16 protein-coding genes are annotated in these 15,819 nt (G+C 70.0%); 4 read left to right on the forward strand and 12 right to left on the reverse strand.

What is annotated here, in order from left to right:
* The first annotated feature begins 554 nt into the window (after nucleotides 1-554).
* Nucleotides 555-1,565: an SDR family oxidoreductase gene (locus MKK49_RS04435; protein WP_244026851.1), complete on the forward strand. Its 1,011-nt coding sequence runs from the start codon at nucleotides 555-557 to the stop codon at nucleotides 1,563-1,565.
* Nucleotides 1,566-1,671: 106 nt separating this feature from the next.
* Nucleotides 1,672-3,081 carry a cytochrome ubiquinol oxidase subunit I gene (locus MKK49_RS04440; protein WP_244026852.1) on the forward strand — a complete coding sequence of 470 codons (1,410 nt, stop codon included), beginning with the start codon at nucleotides 1,672-1,674 and terminating at the stop codon, nucleotides 3,079-3,081.
* Between the two features lie 36 nt (nucleotides 3,082-3,117).
* On the opposite strand, the gene MKK49_RS04445 is transcribed toward MKK49_RS04440, so the two are convergent.
* The 10 genes from MKK49_RS04445 to MKK49_RS04490 form a co-directional block, all read right to left on the reverse strand.
* A complete protein-coding gene (locus MKK49_RS04445; RefSeq protein WP_244026853.1) occupies nucleotides 3,118-3,789 on the reverse strand; it encodes a response regulator transcription factor in 672 nt (223 codons plus the stop codon).
* Nucleotides 3,790-4,000: 211 nt separating this feature from the next.
* Nucleotides 4,001-4,897: a diguanylate cyclase domain-containing protein gene (locus tag MKK49_RS04450; protein ID WP_244026854.1), complete on the reverse strand. Its 897-nt coding sequence runs from the start codon at nucleotides 4,895-4,897 to the stop codon at nucleotides 4,001-4,003.
* A 108-nt stretch (nucleotides 4,898-5,005) separates the two neighbouring features.
* Nucleotides 5,006-5,461 (reverse strand): hypothetical protein, encoded by a 456-nt coding sequence (locus tag MKK49_RS04455; protein ID WP_244026855.1) that lies wholly within the window; start codon nucleotides 5,459-5,461, stop codon nucleotides 5,006-5,008.
* Between the two features lie 187 nt (nucleotides 5,462-5,648).
* Nucleotides 5,649-5,903: a hypothetical protein gene (locus MKK49_RS04460; protein ID WP_244026856.1), complete on the reverse strand. Its 255-nt coding sequence runs from the start codon at nucleotides 5,901-5,903 to the stop codon at nucleotides 5,649-5,651.
* 183 nt (nucleotides 5,904-6,086) lie between these two features.
* On the reverse strand, nucleotides 6,087-6,257 hold the full coding sequence (locus MKK49_RS04465) for a hypothetical protein (protein WP_244026857.1): 171 nt from the start codon (nucleotides 6,255-6,257) through the stop codon (nucleotides 6,087-6,089).
* Nucleotides 6,258-6,372: 115 nt separating this feature from the next.
* Nucleotides 6,373-6,696 (reverse strand): hypothetical protein, encoded by a 324-nt coding sequence (locus tag MKK49_RS04470; RefSeq protein ID WP_244026858.1) that lies wholly within the window; start codon nucleotides 6,694-6,696, stop codon nucleotides 6,373-6,375.
* Nucleotides 6,693-6,857, reverse strand: coding sequence for a hypothetical protein (locus MKK49_RS04475; RefSeq protein ID WP_244026859.1), 165 nt, complete (start codon nucleotides 6,855-6,857; stop codon nucleotides 6,693-6,695). The genes MKK49_RS04470 and MKK49_RS04475 overlap by 4 nt, the downstream gene beginning before the upstream one ends.
* Nucleotides 6,858-7,108: 251 nt before the next feature.
* Nucleotides 7,109-7,477 carry a fluoride efflux transporter CrcB gene (gene crcB, locus MKK49_RS04480; RefSeq protein WP_244026978.1) on the reverse strand — a complete coding sequence of 123 codons (369 nt, stop codon included), beginning with the start codon at nucleotides 7,475-7,477 and terminating at the stop codon, nucleotides 7,109-7,111.
* 32 nt (nucleotides 7,478-7,509) lie between these two features.
* Nucleotides 7,510-8,652 (reverse strand): complex I NDUFA9 subunit family protein, encoded by a 1,143-nt coding sequence (locus MKK49_RS04485; protein WP_244026860.1) that lies wholly within the window; start codon nucleotides 8,650-8,652, stop codon nucleotides 7,510-7,512.
* Between the two features lie 150 nt (nucleotides 8,653-8,802).
* Complete coding sequence (locus MKK49_RS04490) at nucleotides 8,803-9,519, reverse strand: sulfate transporter family protein (protein WP_244026861.1); 717 nt, start codon at nucleotides 9,517-9,519, stop codon at nucleotides 8,803-8,805.
* Nucleotides 9,520-9,717: 198 nt separating this feature from the next.
* Here MKK49_RS04490 and MKK49_RS04495 point away from each other — a divergent pair, with 198 nt between their 5' ends.
* Nucleotides 9,718-10,665, forward strand: a complete 948-nt coding sequence (locus tag MKK49_RS04495; RefSeq protein WP_244026862.1) for a Kelch repeat-containing protein — start codon at nucleotides 9,718-9,720, stop codon at nucleotides 10,663-10,665.
* Between the two features lie 70 nt (nucleotides 10,666-10,735).
* On the forward strand, nucleotides 10,736-12,070 hold the full coding sequence (locus MKK49_RS04500) for a flavin monoamine oxidase family protein (RefSeq protein ID WP_244026863.1): 1,335 nt from the start codon (nucleotides 10,736-10,738) through the stop codon (nucleotides 12,068-12,070).
* Between the two features lie 279 nt (nucleotides 12,071-12,349).
* On the opposite strand, the gene MKK49_RS04505 is transcribed toward MKK49_RS04500, so the two are convergent.
* Together MKK49_RS04505 and MKK49_RS04510 are read right to left on the reverse strand one after the other, a co-directional pair.
* The gene (locus MKK49_RS04505) at nucleotides 12,350-12,586 is read right to left on the reverse strand and encodes a DUF6894 family protein (RefSeq protein WP_244026864.1); all 237 of its coding nucleotides are present in this window, start codon (nucleotides 12,584-12,586) and stop codon (nucleotides 12,350-12,352) included.
* Nucleotides 12,587-12,817: 231 nt separating this feature from the next.
* Nucleotides 12,818-15,238: a putative bifunctional diguanylate cyclase/phosphodiesterase gene (locus MKK49_RS04510; RefSeq protein WP_244026865.1), complete on the reverse strand. Its 2,421-nt coding sequence runs from the start codon at nucleotides 15,236-15,238 to the stop codon at nucleotides 12,818-12,820.
* Nucleotides 15,239-15,819 lie beyond the last annotated feature (581 nt).

Consider the following 15,819-nt stretch of genomic DNA (forward strand, 5'->3'; position numbering starts at 1 on the left):
ACTTCAGCCGCCAACACCCCCGATCGGCTAGCCGCATGAGATATCCGCGCTATCGAATACGCACAGCATGCTGTAGCTGTTATCGAAAGCTACTGTGATCCGTCACGGAGCGCGACAGGCTGCCTCCCCCGGAAGGTATGGCAATCGTAGATGGGTTTTCCCCGCGCTCGAACGCGAAGCAAAACGCTTCGAAAAGTCACGACAGGCCCCCTATCCTGGAAGGAGAGGGTTGGGGTGAGGTGTGTGGACTCTCCAAAAAGGTCACACACCTCACCCTGTCCCTCTCCTTCCAGAAGAGGGGACCCGAGCATCCCGCGCGATGGGCGAATGCCGTAGCCCGGAAGGAGACGGGTCCCGTCGTGGTTCATCTGCGATCGCCCTGCCCGGAAGGGGAGGGGACCTGCGCTGCCCGCGCGATGTGGACTGTCGCGGGGCTCCCGCGGGCGGGAGGCGTGTCGTTTGGGCACGCGCCCCCCTCCGCAACCCGACCCGAAAACGCCCGTTGCCGAGGACACGCCCGGGCAGGTTCGCCGGACGGACATGGAATCCAAGAAATGGCACGCATCGCGGTCGTCACGGGCGGGACCGCCGGCATCGGGCTGGCGACGGCGGAGCTGTTCGCCAAGCGCGGCTGGGCGGTGGCCGTCATCGCCCGCGATTCCGAACGTCTGGCGCAAGCGCGCGACAGGCTGGCCGTCCATGGCCGGCCCGTCCTCGCCATCGCGGCCGACGTGGCGGATGCCGAGGCCGTAGCAGGGGCGGCCGAGCGGGTGGAGCGCGAGCTCGGCCCCATCGACGCCTGGGTCAACAACGCCATGGCGACCATCGTCAACCCAGCCGACCGGATCACCCCCGAGGAGTACCGGCGCGTCACCGAGACCACTTATCTCAGTCAGGTCTACGGCACGCTCGCGGCCCTGCGCTTCATGAAGCCGCGCAACCGCGGTGCCATCATCCAGGTCTCGTCGGGCCTCGCCATTCGGGCTGCCCCCCTCCAGGCGCCGTACTGCGCCGCCAAGTTCGCCGTCACCGGGTTCACCGACGCCCTGCGCTGCGAGCTCATCCATGACCGGGTCGGGGTCTCGCTCAGCATCGTCTACCTGCCGGCCGTCAACACGCCGCAGTTCAACTGGGCCCGCAACCGCACGGGCCACGGCCAGTACGCCCCCGATCCGGTCTACGACCCGCGCCTGTGCGCCGAGGCCATCGTCGCCACGGCGGTGACGCCGCAACGGGACGTCTGGGTCGGCCGCAGCGTTCTGATGATGCATGCCGCGCAAGCGATCGCACCGGGTTTCGCCGACCGGAAAGCCGCCAGCATGTGGGACGCCCAGCTCACCGACGCGCCGGCCCCGGACAAGGCCGGCAACCTGTTCGCGCCCGTGCCGGGACCGGCCCGCATCGACGGGCGCTTCGGCGACCGCACCGAGACCACGCGCAGCGAGTACTGGACCAGCCGCGAGCGCGACTGGCTGCTCGCCGGCCTTAGCGGCATCGCGGCGATCGGCTTCGTCGGCGCGCTCGCCCTGGCGCGGGGACCGCGCCGCCTGCTGCCGCGCCGCTGAGGCCGGGTCTGCGACCGAGCCGCACCGCGCGCGCAGATCTGATTTAGCGTAAACCGATTCGGCCGGGTCCTCCCGCGGGGACACGGGCCGAACGGGAGGATCATCCATGGACGTCGACGCGCTTCTGCTCTCGCGGATTCAGTTCGGCTTCACCATGGCCTTCCACATCATCTTCCCGGCCTTCACCATCGGGCTGGCGAGCTTCCTCGCCCGCCTCGAAGGCCAGTGGCTGTGGACCGGCAACCCCCTGTACCGGAACCTCTATCGGTTCTGGGTCAAGGTGTTCGCGGTCTCGTTCGGCCTCGGCGTCGTGTCCGGCATCGTCATGAGCTACCAGCTCGGCACCAACTGGTCGCGCTACGCCGACTTCACCGGGAACGTGCTCGGGCCGCTCATCCAGTACGAGGTGATCACCGCCTTCTTCCTCGAGGCGGGCTTCCTCGGGATCATGCTGTTCGGCTGGGAGCGGGTGGGGGACCGCCTGCACTTCGTCTCCACCTGCATGGTGGCCTTCGGCACCCTGGTCTCGGCCTTCTGGATCCTGTCGGCCAATTCCTGGATGCAGACGCCGGCGGGCTTCGTCGTCGAGAACGGACGGGCGGTGGCCACCGACTGGTGGCAGGTGATCTTCAACCCGTCCTTCCCGATCCGCTACGCCCACATGGTGATGGGCTGCTTCCTCACCACGGCCTTCGCGGTGGCGGGCATGTCGGCCTGGATGATTCTTCGCGGACGGAAGGAGCCGGCGGCCAAGGTGGCCGGGGCGCGGACCTCCCTGTCCATGGCCCTGTGGTTCGCGGTGATCTGCACACCACTCCAGATCGTGATCGGCGATTCGCATGGGCTGGCCGTGCTCAAGCACCAGCCGACGAAGCTCGCGGCCATCGAGGCGAACTGGGACCGGCAGGCCGACATGCCGCTCCTTCTGTTCGCGATCCCGAACATGAAGGAGGAGAAGAACGACTTCGAGATCGGCATCCCGAAGCTCGGCTCCTTCATCCTCACCCACGATTTCTCCGGCGTGGTGCCGGGCCTGAAGGACGTGCCGCCCGACCAGCGCCCCCCGGTCTGGCCGGTGTTCTATTCGTTCCGGATCATGGTCGCCATCGGGATGGCGATGCTGGGCCTGAGCGCCTGGAGCCTGGTCCTGCGCTGGCGCGGCACGCTCTACACCAACCGCTGGTTCCTCAACGCCGCGATGCTGATGACGCCGTCCGGGTTCGGCGCCGTGCTGTTCGGCTGGTTCACCGCCGAGATCGGGCGCCAGCCCTACATCGTCTACGGGCAGCTGCGCACGGCGGACGCGCACTCGCCGCTCACGGTCAACGCGGTCACGACCTCGCTGATCGCGTTCCTCATCGCCTACACGATCATCTTCGGCTTCGGCTCGTACTACCTCGCCAAACTCCTGCGCAAAGGCCCCGAGCCCCTGGAGGAGGCGATCCGCGGCGAGGATATCGCCCGGAAGCCCAAGCGGCCCCTCTCGGCGGTCAACGAGGGCCTCAACCCGGCCTGATCGGGCAGGCTTCGCGTCGACCCCCTGCGACCCTGCTCAGTGCGAGGCCGGGAGGGCGAACGAGCCGGAGGCCGGGCCGGCGGCGCGGCGGGCGGAGGCGGGTCCCTCGGTCTCCGTCACGGGCGCGAGGCCGAGCTGGCGGGCAAGGGCGACGAGGTCCTTGAGGCGGCCGGTCTGGGTCTTGCGGCGCAGGTTGAGCCGGTGGGTCTCCACCGTGCGGACGCTGAGGCCGAGGCGGCGGGCCACCTCCTTGTTGCTGAACCCGGCGCTGAGGAATCGCAGGATCTCCGCCTCGCGCGGGGTCAGGCCGTCGGCGGGATCGACGGTCCGCGAGGCCGAGGGCAGGCCCGCCAGGGCGAGGATGGCGGCACAGACGACCCGGGCGCACGCGTTACGGGCGACGAAGACGTCGGCACCGGCCGCGACCAGTCGCCCCGTCGCCGCCGCGTCCATCGTCTCGAAGGCGGCGACGATCCTGAGGCCCGGACACCGCGCCCGCAGGTGCCCGATCCGCGCCGCGCCGCCTTCGGAATCCCCGGCGCCGACGACCACCAGGGCGACATTGGTCCCCGGCACGTCAGGCCCGCCGCGCGCGAGGTCGGCCTCGCTCACCGTGTGCAGGGTCGGTTCGTGCTCGAGGACCGCCCGAAAGGTCGGCTCGAACCCGTACGGCTCATCGACGATCAACACCCCAACGGCCTGATGCATGCCGTGATCCCCCTCATGTGCCACCACGGGACACCGTGGCAGTACTGCGAAGGTTCACTTCAAGATCTGTTCCAGCCCTCTGTTTACCACGTCTTGCGTCGTTTCAAGGTCAACGCACCAAGTCTCTTCGAAATCGCGCGATGGAAGCGGTGCGACTCCGCCCGTTGCCGTCTCGCGGCGGTACAGGCGGTGTCCCGATGGGAGAGGCGGATCAGCCGGCGCGGGCGAGGATCAGGTCGGAGGTCGCGGTGACGACGCGGTTGCGGCCCGTCGATTTGGCCTCGTAGAGCGCGATATCGGCGCGCTTGACCAGTCCCTCCACGGTGTCCCCCTCGATCCAGTCGCTGACGCCGAAGCTGCAGGTGAGACGGATCGGTGCCCGGGCGCCACGGATGCGCAGGGCCTCGATCCCCCGGCGCAGGCGCCCGGCCAGGGTCTCGGCTTCCGTCCCCGGGCGATGCGGCAGGATCACTCCGAACTCCTCGCCGCCGAGACGCCCGACGATGCCCTCGGCGCCGATCTCGCGGGCGACGGCCTGGATCGCCGCGTCGCCGACATCGTGGCCGTACTCGTCGTTGATGCGCTTGAAGTGGTCGATGTCGAGGAGGATCGCCGACATCTTGCCGTGGTTGCCGACGCGCTCGGCCGCCTCGTGCGACCGCTTGAGGAAGGCGCGGCGGTTGAGGAGGCCGGTGAGCGAATCGGTCTGGGCCAGCCGGATCAGCTCGCCCTGCATGCTGGTGAGCCGGTCGGCGGCGCGGAGGCGCGCATGCAGTTCCTCGGGACCGGGTGGCTTCTCGATGAAATCGTCCGCGCCGCTGTCGAGGGCTTCGGCGAGGTTCCGGGCATTGCGGGCCGACGACATGGTGATGACGTAGAGTGGCCGGTTCGATTCGGCCAGCAGCCGAGCCGACCAGCACAGTTCCAGGCCGCTCAGGGGCCGGACTTCGAGGCTGGTGATCAGCACACGCACGGACGGCGTGGTCTCGACGTAGTCGAGGGCCTCGGTGGAATTGGTGAAGACGCTGACCGTGTGCCCGTTGGGTTCGAGCAGTGCGGCGATCATCTTGAGGACCACCCGACTGGTATCGACGAGAACGATGTGCATGGCGTAGCGGCTCCCCATATCGGGCAACGATGACGCCAAGAGATTAAATTGTTGCCACTCCCTCCGGTCCCCGGTGACAGGATGCGTCGCTGGGGACCGCGATGCCCGTCAGCGCAGGGACGCCGCCTGCCGATGGGGGACGCTCACGGTGACGACGCGCGCGCCGCCCGCCGAAGCGGCCGGGGCGGCGGCCGGCTGCGGCGCGACCCGATCCGCGCTGCGCGTGACCAGGCGCGGGCGCGACGCCACCCGCCGGCGCACCACCGGGGCGGGGGCATCGATCACGTAGACCGTCGGTGTGCCGACGGGGGCCGGGTGGATGCCGGCGACGGTGGGGACGCCGTAGGTGCCGTAGCCCCACGCGCTCGGGACGATCTGGTCGGGGCGGGGAAACCGGGTGAGGGGCGCACCGACGTAGTCACCCCGGATGGCCGACCCGGCATAGCCGTAGGTCGAGACCACCGCGTACCCGGCCTCGTCGGAAACGACTTGCGCCTGGGCGCTCCCCAGGGCGGTCACGGACAGGACGGCCCCCAGCAGGGCGGCCTTGAGGCATGGGGACATAATCTACGAACTCCCGGGCGGGACATGGGTCCCCGACGGCATCATGGGAGACAAACCGCGCGCCCGCACGGGCGTTCCGGGGGAAGACTGCGTAGGCAGGCCTGCGTCACCCTCACCGATACCGAGGGTCCGACGCGAAGGGCCAGGCCTCAGAGGAAGGCGTCCCGATCAGCCTCGCGGCAGATCCCTAGCGGCAGGTGGTGACGCGCCGGACGATCCAGCCCTCGCCATCGACCCAGAGGCGGCGGCGTGCGCGGCTGCAATTGGTCAGGTCGTCGTCCTCGGCCATGGCGGCGACCGCAGTGATCGGCCGAGTGGCGAGCTGGGAGACCTCTGCCGAGGCCTGGGGCGCAGCCGGAGCCGCCTGGGCGCTCGACAAGCCGGCGAGGCCGAAGAGAACGACGCCCGCCGTGATGAGCCCGCGCGTATGAAAGACCAGCATGCCTGAACCCCGACCGCGCGCCGCCCTGGCACGCCCCATCGCCGTCCGGAATAGGCACGAGTCCCGTCCGTCCTTGCGACAGGTTAAATCCCGGCGGGCCGGAAGGGTTGCAGGAATTCAGGCGTTTGGATGACAGAAAAACGTCGCCCGCCCCAAGATGTCCGTCCCGACGCGAACGCCGGCTCAGGGATTCGCCGTCACCGTGATCATCGGCAGGGTCACGGCGATCCGGGTCTCACCCGGCAGGGTGCCGGGCAAGGCACCGGGCACGGCCGGCAGCAGGATGGCCCCGAGCCCGAGGAGCAGGCTGAAGCCGAGCAGGGAAACCTCGATGCCGCGATAGAACCGGTCCATGACAAACCCCTCCGCCGTGCGTGGCGCGGCTCATGATCCGCGCAACTCCGTGAGGAAACGGTAACCCTTCGCCGAAATCTTCGATGGGTGAGGTCTGCGACGGAGCGACGTCCCGTCAGGCGGAGCCGGCCACGGGCATGCGGATCAGGTCCGTCTGCGGCGGATGGAGCAGGGCGGCGGCGAGGTTGGCCTCGAGGACGATGAGGTCGCAATCGGGGTCGGGCTCCCAGCCGCACCCGCAGCCGCCGGGTTGCTCGTGGGCCCGCGCCACCTGACGGTAGAGCGCGCCGAGGGTCCGGGCGGCCACTTCGAGGGCGTGCATGGCCGGCAGGGGCGCGCGGTTGAGGCTCTGCCAGAACGCCCGGCGCAGGGCCTCGTCGAGGGTGTCCTCGGCCGGGACCGCCTCGGCGCAGGTGTGGTGGGCGGGGCGGGCGTTCATGCGGGCGTTCCCCGGCGGAGGTGGGCCGGGGCCGGCTCCGGCGCGGTGGCGACGAAGTCGAGGAAGTCCGTGAAGCGGTGCAGGCGCAGGTCGAGGCAGGACCCGTCCCACCATGCGAGTTGCGCGTAGCCCCGGACCCAATCCAGTGCCCGTTCCATCATCGTCGCCTCCCTGCCCATCGCCGAATCGACGACAGCAGCAATGCGGTGCAAAAACTTGGTTTTCAACCGCATTGGGAAAGATTGGAATGCGTATAAATCGATACTTTGACCGTCTAGACCAAAGCTTCGATTTGGATCAATTCCAGATCTTCGGTAAAATCCGAGGCCCGGCGCGGGTTTGCGCGGCAGGGGCGTGGTGAGCGCGCCGAACACTGAGCGGGCGGTGGGTCCGCTAAAAAAATCGCGACGCCCTACAGGACCACCCGCATCGCCATGAGGCCGAGGAGCAGGCCGCCGAGGCCGAGGCCGACGGACCCGAAGATGTAGGCCAGCGCGGCGGCCGTCTCGCCGCGCTGCAGGAGGAGGATCCCGTCGAGGGCGTAGGTCGAGAAGGTGGTGAAGCCGCCGAGCACCCCGGTGGCGAGGAACAGGCGCAGGGGCTGGCTGCCGCCACGCATGGCGTACCAGCCGACGAGGACGCCCATGAGGGTCGAGCCCACGATGTTAATGAGGAGGATGCCGAACGGAAAGTTCGTTCCGAGCCGCACGGCGGCGAGGCCGACGCCGTGGCGGGCCATGCCGCCGAGGCCGGAGCCGAGGAAGACGAGCAGGAACCCCATCGCGACCGCCATCGTGAGCCCCTTGGCGGACGTCAGCCGCGGGTGCCCCAGCGGGTGCCCATCCGGCTCGGCCGGGTGGCGTCGGGGCCGAGCGCCGGGCCGCTCGGCTTCGATGGCGCGTAGGGCACCGGAGCCAGGGTCTCGGGCACCTCGGATTCGGCCGCGACGCGGGGCTTGGCGAACTGGCCGGCCTTGCGGAAGGTCCAGAGGTAGCCCGGCACCACCGCTTCCATGGTGGTGGGCTGGAGGCCGATCCCTTCCAGGGTGCGCCCCTCCGCCTTGGCCGCCTCGGAGACGACGTTGTCGGATTGCAGCAGGGTGACCTGATCGCGGGTGAGCTTGAGGGAATCCGGCAGCAGGCCGAGGGTGAGGGTATCGACGATCTCCAGCGCCCGTGCCTGGAGTCGGGCGACGGGCAGGGGCAGGTCGAGGACCTTGCGGCGGCGCATGGTGACCGTGAGCATGTAGCGCACGAGGGCCTCCAGGGTGGCGACCTCGGGGCCGCCGAGCTCGTATACCCGGCCCGCCGGCACACGGCCCTCCACGGCGCGGGTCACCGCCTCGGCGACGTCGCCGACGTAGACGGGTTGGAACCGGCTCTGGGCGCCGGCGAGCGGCAGCACCGGCAGGACGGTGGTCAGGGCCGCGAAGCGGTTGAAGAAGCTGTCGCCCGGGCCGAACACCAGGGACGGGCGCAGGATCGCGTGGTCCCCGCCCGCCTCGCGGATGCGGTCCTCGCCCAGGGCCTTGGTGCGGGCATAGGCCGAAGGCGAATCGGCGTCCGCCCCGATGGCCGAGACGTGGACGAGGGGCGCCCCGATGGCGGCCGCCGCGCGGGCGATCTCGCCGGCGCCCTCGGCCTGGAGGCGGGCGAAGCTCTGGCGGCCGGTCTCCTGCAGGATGCCGACGAGGTTGACTACCACGTCCGAGCCGTGGACCGCCGCCGCGATGGATTCCGGATACCGCAGGTTGGCCTGCACGGCGACGATCTGGCCGACCTTGCCGAGCGGCTGGAGGAACAGGGCCAGATCGGGCCGGCGCACGGCGACCCGGATGCGGTAGCCGCGCTTGGCGAGCGCCCGGACCACGTGGCGGCCGAGGAAGCCGGAGCCACCGAACACCGTGACGAGCTGGTCGGCGGGGCGGGTGAGGGGAAGGGTCTCGAAGCCGGTCATCGCGCTCTTAAGGTCTCGAAAAGCGTCCCCGGCGCGCCCTGCCGCGCCCCTGATCGGGGCACGGGTCCGCGCCGGTCCTCGACGGGTGCCGAAACCGGTCAGCCCCGACGGGGACTATCTAGAACAGTTCCGGCCGGTGGGCGAGCCGCTTCAGCGCAGGTGCGCCTGCGTCTCGGGCGGAGCGAGGGGGGTGCGCCGGCTCAGGCCCTTGTGGACGTGGACCATCAGGACGATGCCGAAGAGGGGGGTGAGGAGGTTGAGGACCGGCACCACCATGAGGCCGGCCAGGAGCGCCCCGGCGGTGAGGGTGGTCAGCCCGTGATGGCGGCGCATGGCGCCCGCCTCGTCCATGGGCCGGAAGCGCCCGGCGGCGAGCTCGAAATACTCCCGCGAGAGCAGGTAGGCGTTGGCGCCGAAGAACGCGACGAGATTCACGCCCGGCACGAAGAACAGGATCAGGGCGACGAGGTTCACCAGGAGGGCGAGGCCGGCGAAGCGCACGGCGTAGAGCATCGCCCGGCCGAGCGGCAGGGCGGTGCCCGGCGGATCGTGCGGAAAATCCGTGTGCTCGACGATCTCGGCCGCGTCGTCGAGGAAGAAGCCCGCCACCAGGATCGAGATGGCCGGCATCACGTAGGCGAGGCCGACGAACAGGCCCGCACCGGCGAAGAACACCGCCAGGGTATCGAGGAAGGGATAGTCCACCGAGAGGTGATGCTGGGACAGGAACCAGTTGATCGCCCGGGTGAGCCCGGCCCAGACTAACACGAGGAGGCCGATGGTGAGCCCGAGGGACTTCCATAGGATCGCCCGCAGGGGCGGCGAGAAGACCTGCCGGAGGGCGGCGAAGGCAGCCTTGAACAGCATGACCGTTGCAAATCCCGTGGTCGCGTCGATGGGTGCCGGGCGTCGCCCCCGCCGCCCATTGCCGGAGGTTTTGGCGGCGCGCGCCGGCGGACGCAAGGGCGTCCGGGCAAGCATGGGTGTCCCCGCACGGGCCGATCCTCCGCAGCCATCGCCCCTCCCGGCGCGTTCGGAACCAGGCAGCCCACCGGAGCGGACATCATGCGCGCCCTGATCCTCACCCTCGCGATCGCGATCGGCATCCTGCCGGCGCGCGCCCACGAGTCCGGGACGGCCGGACTCTGGAGCAAAGCCGCACCGGCTCCCGCCCCGCGCTCGGAAGTGGCCGTCGCCGAACGCGCGGGCCGGGCCTACGTGATCGGCGATTACAACGGGGCGACCGGGCTGCTCATCCACGATCCGGCGACGGGCGGGTGGCGGACGGGCGCGCCGTTCCCCACACCCATCCACCACGCCATGGCGGCGGGGCATGGCGACCACGTCTACGTGTTCGGCGGCTATCGCGCCGGCTGGCGCGCGAGCGACCGGGTCTGGGCCTACGATCCGAAGGCCGATGCCTGGAGCCCGCGCGCGCCGATGCCCTCGGTCCGCGCCGCCGGCGGGGCGGCGGTGATCGATGGCCGCATCCATCTCGTCGGCGGCAGCGTCTCGGGCGGCGCCAACGCGTCGGGCCACCCGGTCTACGATCCGGCGCGCGATTCCTGGAGCGAGGCCGCGCCCCTGCCGACCCGGCGCGACCACCTCGCCGTCCAGGCGCTGGACGGTCACCTCGTCGCAATCGGCGGGCGGATCGACGGCGACCCGGACCGCAACCTCGCCGTCACCGAGATCTACGACCCGGCCACCGATTCGTGGCGGACGGGGGCACCGATGCCGACGGCCCGCAGCGGCGCCGCCTCGGCGGTCCTCGGCGGGCAGATCTTCGTGATGGGGGGCGAATCGAACGCCCGCACCTTCGGCGCCGTGGAGGCCTACGATCCGGCCCGGGATGCCTGGACCCGGCGCACGCCCCTGCCGACGCCGCGTCACGGCTTCGGGGCCATCGTCCATGCCGGGCGCATCCACACCCTGGTGGGCAGCCCGACGCCGGGGGGCGACCGCTCGGGCCTCGTCGAGGTGTTCGACCCCGGGGACTGGGCTCGGCGTTGACGCGGGTGCGTTGCCGCGCCGCGCCGGCCTCTGGTAGGCCGGCCCTCCCACCCGAGCCCCGGACCCCACGATGCGCAGACCCGAGCACGACAGCCTGCCGCCCAGCATCGCACCGCGCTTCGTCCCCCTACCGGCCGAGCCGGAGGTGATCGTGATCGGCGCGGGTGCGGCCGGGATCGCGGCGGCGCGCGAACTCGACCGGGCCGGCATCGCCGTGGCGGTGCTGGAAGCCCGCGGCCGCGTCGGCGGACGGGTAGCGACGGCCACCCTGCGCGGCCACGCCGTCGATCTCGGCGCCCATTGGCTCCATGCGGGACCGATCAATCCCCTGGTGCGGCTCGGCGAGGCACGCGGCGAGCCCCTACGGATCGCCGCCCAGGAGAGCCATGTCCGGGTCGGGCGCCGGCCCGGACGGCCGTCCGAGGCCGCAGCCCTCGGACGCGCCTTCGCGGCGGCCGACCGGGCCATGAGCGACGGAGCCGCGCGCGGCGGGCCGGACCGGCCCGCCGCCAGCGCCCTGCCGCCGGGGCTCGGGCCCTGGGGCCGGCGGGTGGAACGGGTCCACGGCCTCGTCTCGGGCCGGCCGCTCCGGGAGGTCTCCCTCCAGGATTTTCCCAGCATGGAGTACGGCGACAACCGCTTCATCGCCGGCGGCTACGGCGGCTACCTCGCCCGCCTCGCCCAGGGGCTCCCCATCGCCCTGGACACGCCGGTGACCGGACTCGACTGGACCGGGCCGGGCGTGCGCGTCGCGTGCGCCGGCGGCAGGATCCTCGACGCCAAGGCCGTGATCGTGACGATCCCCACCATGGCCTTACGGAACGCGTCCCTGTTCGCCCCGGCCCTGCCGCCGGCGGTGACGGCGGCCATCGACGGCTTCTCCATCGGACTCTACGAGCACGCCGTGCTGCACTGGCCGTCCTGCCCGTTCCGGGGAAACGACCGCCTCGCCAGCCTCGTCGGCGGGCACCATCCCGTCCCGGGGCTCCTCACCCGCATCGACGGCACACCGTTCCACTACTTCGAACTCGATTCCGCAATGACAGCCGCCCTCGACGCGCGACGGGCCGGGCCGGACGGGGCGCGGCGCCTGGTCCGGCGGGCCCTGGAACAGCATTTCGGCGCGCGCGCCCTCCACGACCTGTCGATCCCGGTGGTCAGCGAATGGCGCCACGATCCGTGGTCACGCGGTTCCTGGGCGGTGGTGCCGCCGGGCCATGCCGGCGCCCGCCAGGCGTTGCAGGCGCCCGTAGGGGAGCGGATCTGGTTCGCCGGCGAGGCCCTGTCGCGCCTGCAATGGGGCACGGCCGGGGGCGCCTACGCGGAGGGCATGCGGGCCGGGATGGAGGTGACCGTCCATCTTCGCCGGACCGCGGAGCGGACCCGGACGCCCGATGCGGCGTGAGCGTCGGGCGGCTTCACTCGCCGGGCCACGGCGTCAAGACGATTCGGATGCTGCGGCGACGGGCGGCGCGCGATCGCCCGATGTGTCGTGCCGGACTTCTCGCAGGGCGCAATCCAGGCGAACCAGCGCCGCCTCGATCCTGTCCGGCAGCGCGACATCGTCCACGGGCGGAAACGCATCGGCCAAAGCCCGGTCGACGCCCGTTCGAAACGGGGTCCGGTGACATGTGTCGGATCGCGGCGTCCAGATTCGCGAGGAAAACGCTGTCATCTCGGCCGCTCACTTCAATTTCAGAACATCTCTCAAGGGAAACGTGGCACGTACCACATTGTTCTCATCGGTAATTTCGAAGATCTGCCCGTTCACCTCTTCACCCCCATGGAGCTTCGACGCGAGGATCTCGCGCGCGGCCAGAACAGCCTCACGACAAGCGGCCTCGACATTTGGGAAGATGCCTCCTTCCTCGTCTTCAATGAGGAAATCACCATCGCGAATGTGCAGGAAGAACCGGGGCATCGCCAATCAACGCCGAACATCACTTCGTGTTGCCGTACGATAGCGCGCGGTGACCCTTAATTATCACCGATGATGCAGACCACGCGGGTGGCAGCGACCATCCGCCGGCCCTGACGACCCCGACGGACGACCGGGATCATCGCAAGGGCGTCATACCGAATCCGGCCGATCCCTTCGGGATGGCGGAGTTGGGCATCGCTCGGACGCCGCTCCGAGCGAGCGGAGGCCGTATCAGGCCGCCGCACGCGCTTCCGGAGCCTCGGAGAAGATCGAGGCGAACCGACTGGGCAGGGTCGCGATCAGGCCATCGACCTCGGCGCTTGGCCGGCCCGGGCTGAACAGGAAGCCCTGGATGTCGTCGCACCCCCGGGTCCGGAGCATGGCCGCCTGCTCGACGGTCTCGACGCCCTCGGCCGTGACGGTGATGGACAGTTCGCGGGCGAGCGTCAGGATCGCCTCGATGATCGCCAGGCACTCGTGGCGGGTGCCCATCTCGTTGATGAACGAGCGATCGATCTTGATCTTGTCGACGGGAAACCGGATCAGGTAGCTCAGGGACGAGTAGCCCGTGCCGAAATCGTCCAGGGCGATGCGCACGCCGAGCCCCTGCAGTTCCTTCAGGTTCGAGACGGTGGTGCCGTTCATCTCGAAGAACACCGACTCGGTGATCTCGAGTTCGAGGCGTTCGGGCGCGAGGCCGCTGGCCTCGAGGGCCTGGAACACGTCGAGGACGAAATCGGCGTGGCGGAACTGCGTCGGCGAGATGTTGACGGCGATGCGGATCGGCTCCGGCCAGCGCGCCGCCTCCCTGCAGGCCTGATGCAGCACCCAGCGCCCGATCACCGCGATCAGGCCCGAGGCCTCGGCGACGGGAATGAAGTCGGCCGGCGAGACCGAGCCGCCGGATCTGCGATTCCAGCGCAGCAGGGCCTCGAAGCCCCGCACCTCGCCCGCCGCGAGACCGACGAGGGGCTGATAGTGCAGGCTCAACTCATCCTGGACGATGGCGCGCTTGAGATCGACTTCGAGGTCCCGGCGCTTGAGCACGGAGGCTTCGAGGTCGGGGGTGAATTCCGATACCTCGCCCCGGCCGGCGGCCTTGGCCCGGTAGAGGGCGAGATCCGCCCGACCCAGCAGGGTCTCCGGCGTCGTGGCATCGTTCGGCGCGAGGGCGAAGCCGATGCTGACGCCGATCTCCACCTGCACGCCGTCGATGATGTAGGGAACGCTGATCTGCCCGATCACGGCGCGGGCCAGGGCCGAGGCGTCGTCCGCGTCGGCGCAGGGGTGCAGGATGGCGAACTCGTCGCCGCCGAGGCGCGCCACGAGGTCGCCGGGCCGGACCAGGGCGCTCAGCCGGGTGGCCACCTGGATCAGGAGCGCGTCCCCCAGGGCATGGCCGAAGGTGTCGTTGACGATCTTGAAGCCGTCGAGATCGAGATAGAGCAGCGCGCAGGGCATGCCCGTCCGCTCCGCCCGCTCGCATTCCATGGAGGCCAGGTCCTGGAACAGGGCCCGGTTGGCGAGGCCGGTCAGGGCATCGTAGCTCGCGAGATACGCGATCCGCGCCTCGGATTGGCGGGCGGCGGTGATGTCGGTGCCGACGCCGCGAAAGCCGAGGAAATCGCCCGAGGGGCCGTGGAGGGGCTTGCCGCTCAGGCGCCACCATTGCGCCGCTCCGGCGATGGTCACCTCGACGACGCGCTCGCGAAAAGCCTGGCGCCTGCCCACGAGGGCGACGAGTTCGGACACCGCCTGGCTCGAGCCGGCGTCGAGGATCTCCGCACCGGAGAGCTTCGTGCCGCGAAGGAGGCTTTCGAACGGGGCATCCCGAAGCTGCGTCGGGGATTTCCCTGAGATCTGGACAAGGCGTTGCGAGACGTTCTGGAGCCGGCCGTCCGGGCCGGTCTCCCACAGCCACGCGCTGGCGTTCTCGGTGAAATCGTTGAGGAGGAGGCCGATGGTCTCGTTCTGCTCGGCGACCCGGAGGCGAGCGACGATGCGTCCCGTCGAGAGGCGCGCCATGCGTCCGGTGGTGAACAGAACGAAGCTGGCATAGATCACGAACAGGATCGCCAGGACCCGCGAGACGTCGTCGCCACGCGCCACGAGCGCCAGGAAGCCGCTCATGACCACGGGCAAGGCGAACAGGGTCGCGACATGGCGGATCGGCCCGAGGGCGTAGGCCGTCGTCAGCAGTCCGGCGCACAGGGCGACGACATAGGTTCCGTGATCGGCATCGGCCCGGACGAACAGGGCCGCCGGCATCGTGGCCCAGGCGAGACCGAGCGTCAGGGCCAGGATGCGCACCGCGGCATGCGCCGTCTCGACCCGCGTCGCGGACAGGCACGCGCGGCGACAGAACCACACGCCGGCGATGCAGGCCGTCGCCGGCAGCACCGCGCCGGCGAACAGGGCCAGCAGATACGCGGCCGGGGCATGGCCCCAGAACAACAGCAGGACCGTGGTGGCCGCGACCACGTGGGTCAGGGCGGTGTAGGGCGCGAGGTGCAGGGTTTCGGCGAGCTGGCCCGTCGCGAGGGCGATCCGGTACCGGTCGGATGGGGCGGTCTGCTCCGCGCCTTCGCCGGACCCGGCGGAATCGAAGGCCTCGTGCCGGAGTTCGAGCGACCCGGTGTCGGCCGCGGGCACATGCAGACCTCCCCGGAGCGTGGGGGCCGACTCGCCCCCCCGGAAAAGGGCCTCCCAGCGGTCAGGAGAAGAGGGACTCGGCATTCGGAAGGTCCCATTCCGTTTTCACGTCCACCGTCCAGCGGGCGGCGACGTACCACCCTAGAGTCCAGTCCTTTGAAGGATCGTTAAAGGACGGGTGCGGGTCGATCCTGCCGAGAACAGTGATCGAAGCCGGGCCTGGTGTCGGAGACGCAGCGGGAGGCGTCGATGCTTCCGCACCGACAGAACAGTCCGTATCTCGCGCCTTCTTCGAAGGCATCTTCGACGATGAGAAGCCCGTTTTGACGTGATACTCAAAAACAATTGCAATATGGATCAAATATTTTGATCGATGATCCGATCCCGCTCGATCGCCTCTCTTCCACGCAAATCGTGACGTTGGCGCACCATGGCATCAGCTCGCCTTGAGAAATCGCCCGATGCTTCCGCTCTAGCCTGCCGAGTGGCTGGCGAGGCTCTTCGCGATGGTTCGAACGGTTTGGGCGAGCTGCCCCGTGGCCGCTGGCCGTCCGGGCCGCCAGGACCTTCGTTTCGCGCCA

This window comes from Methylobacterium sp. J-090 (genome assembly GCF_022829345.1).
GTDB lineage: Bacteria > Pseudomonadota > Alphaproteobacteria > Rhizobiales > Beijerinckiaceae > Methylobacterium.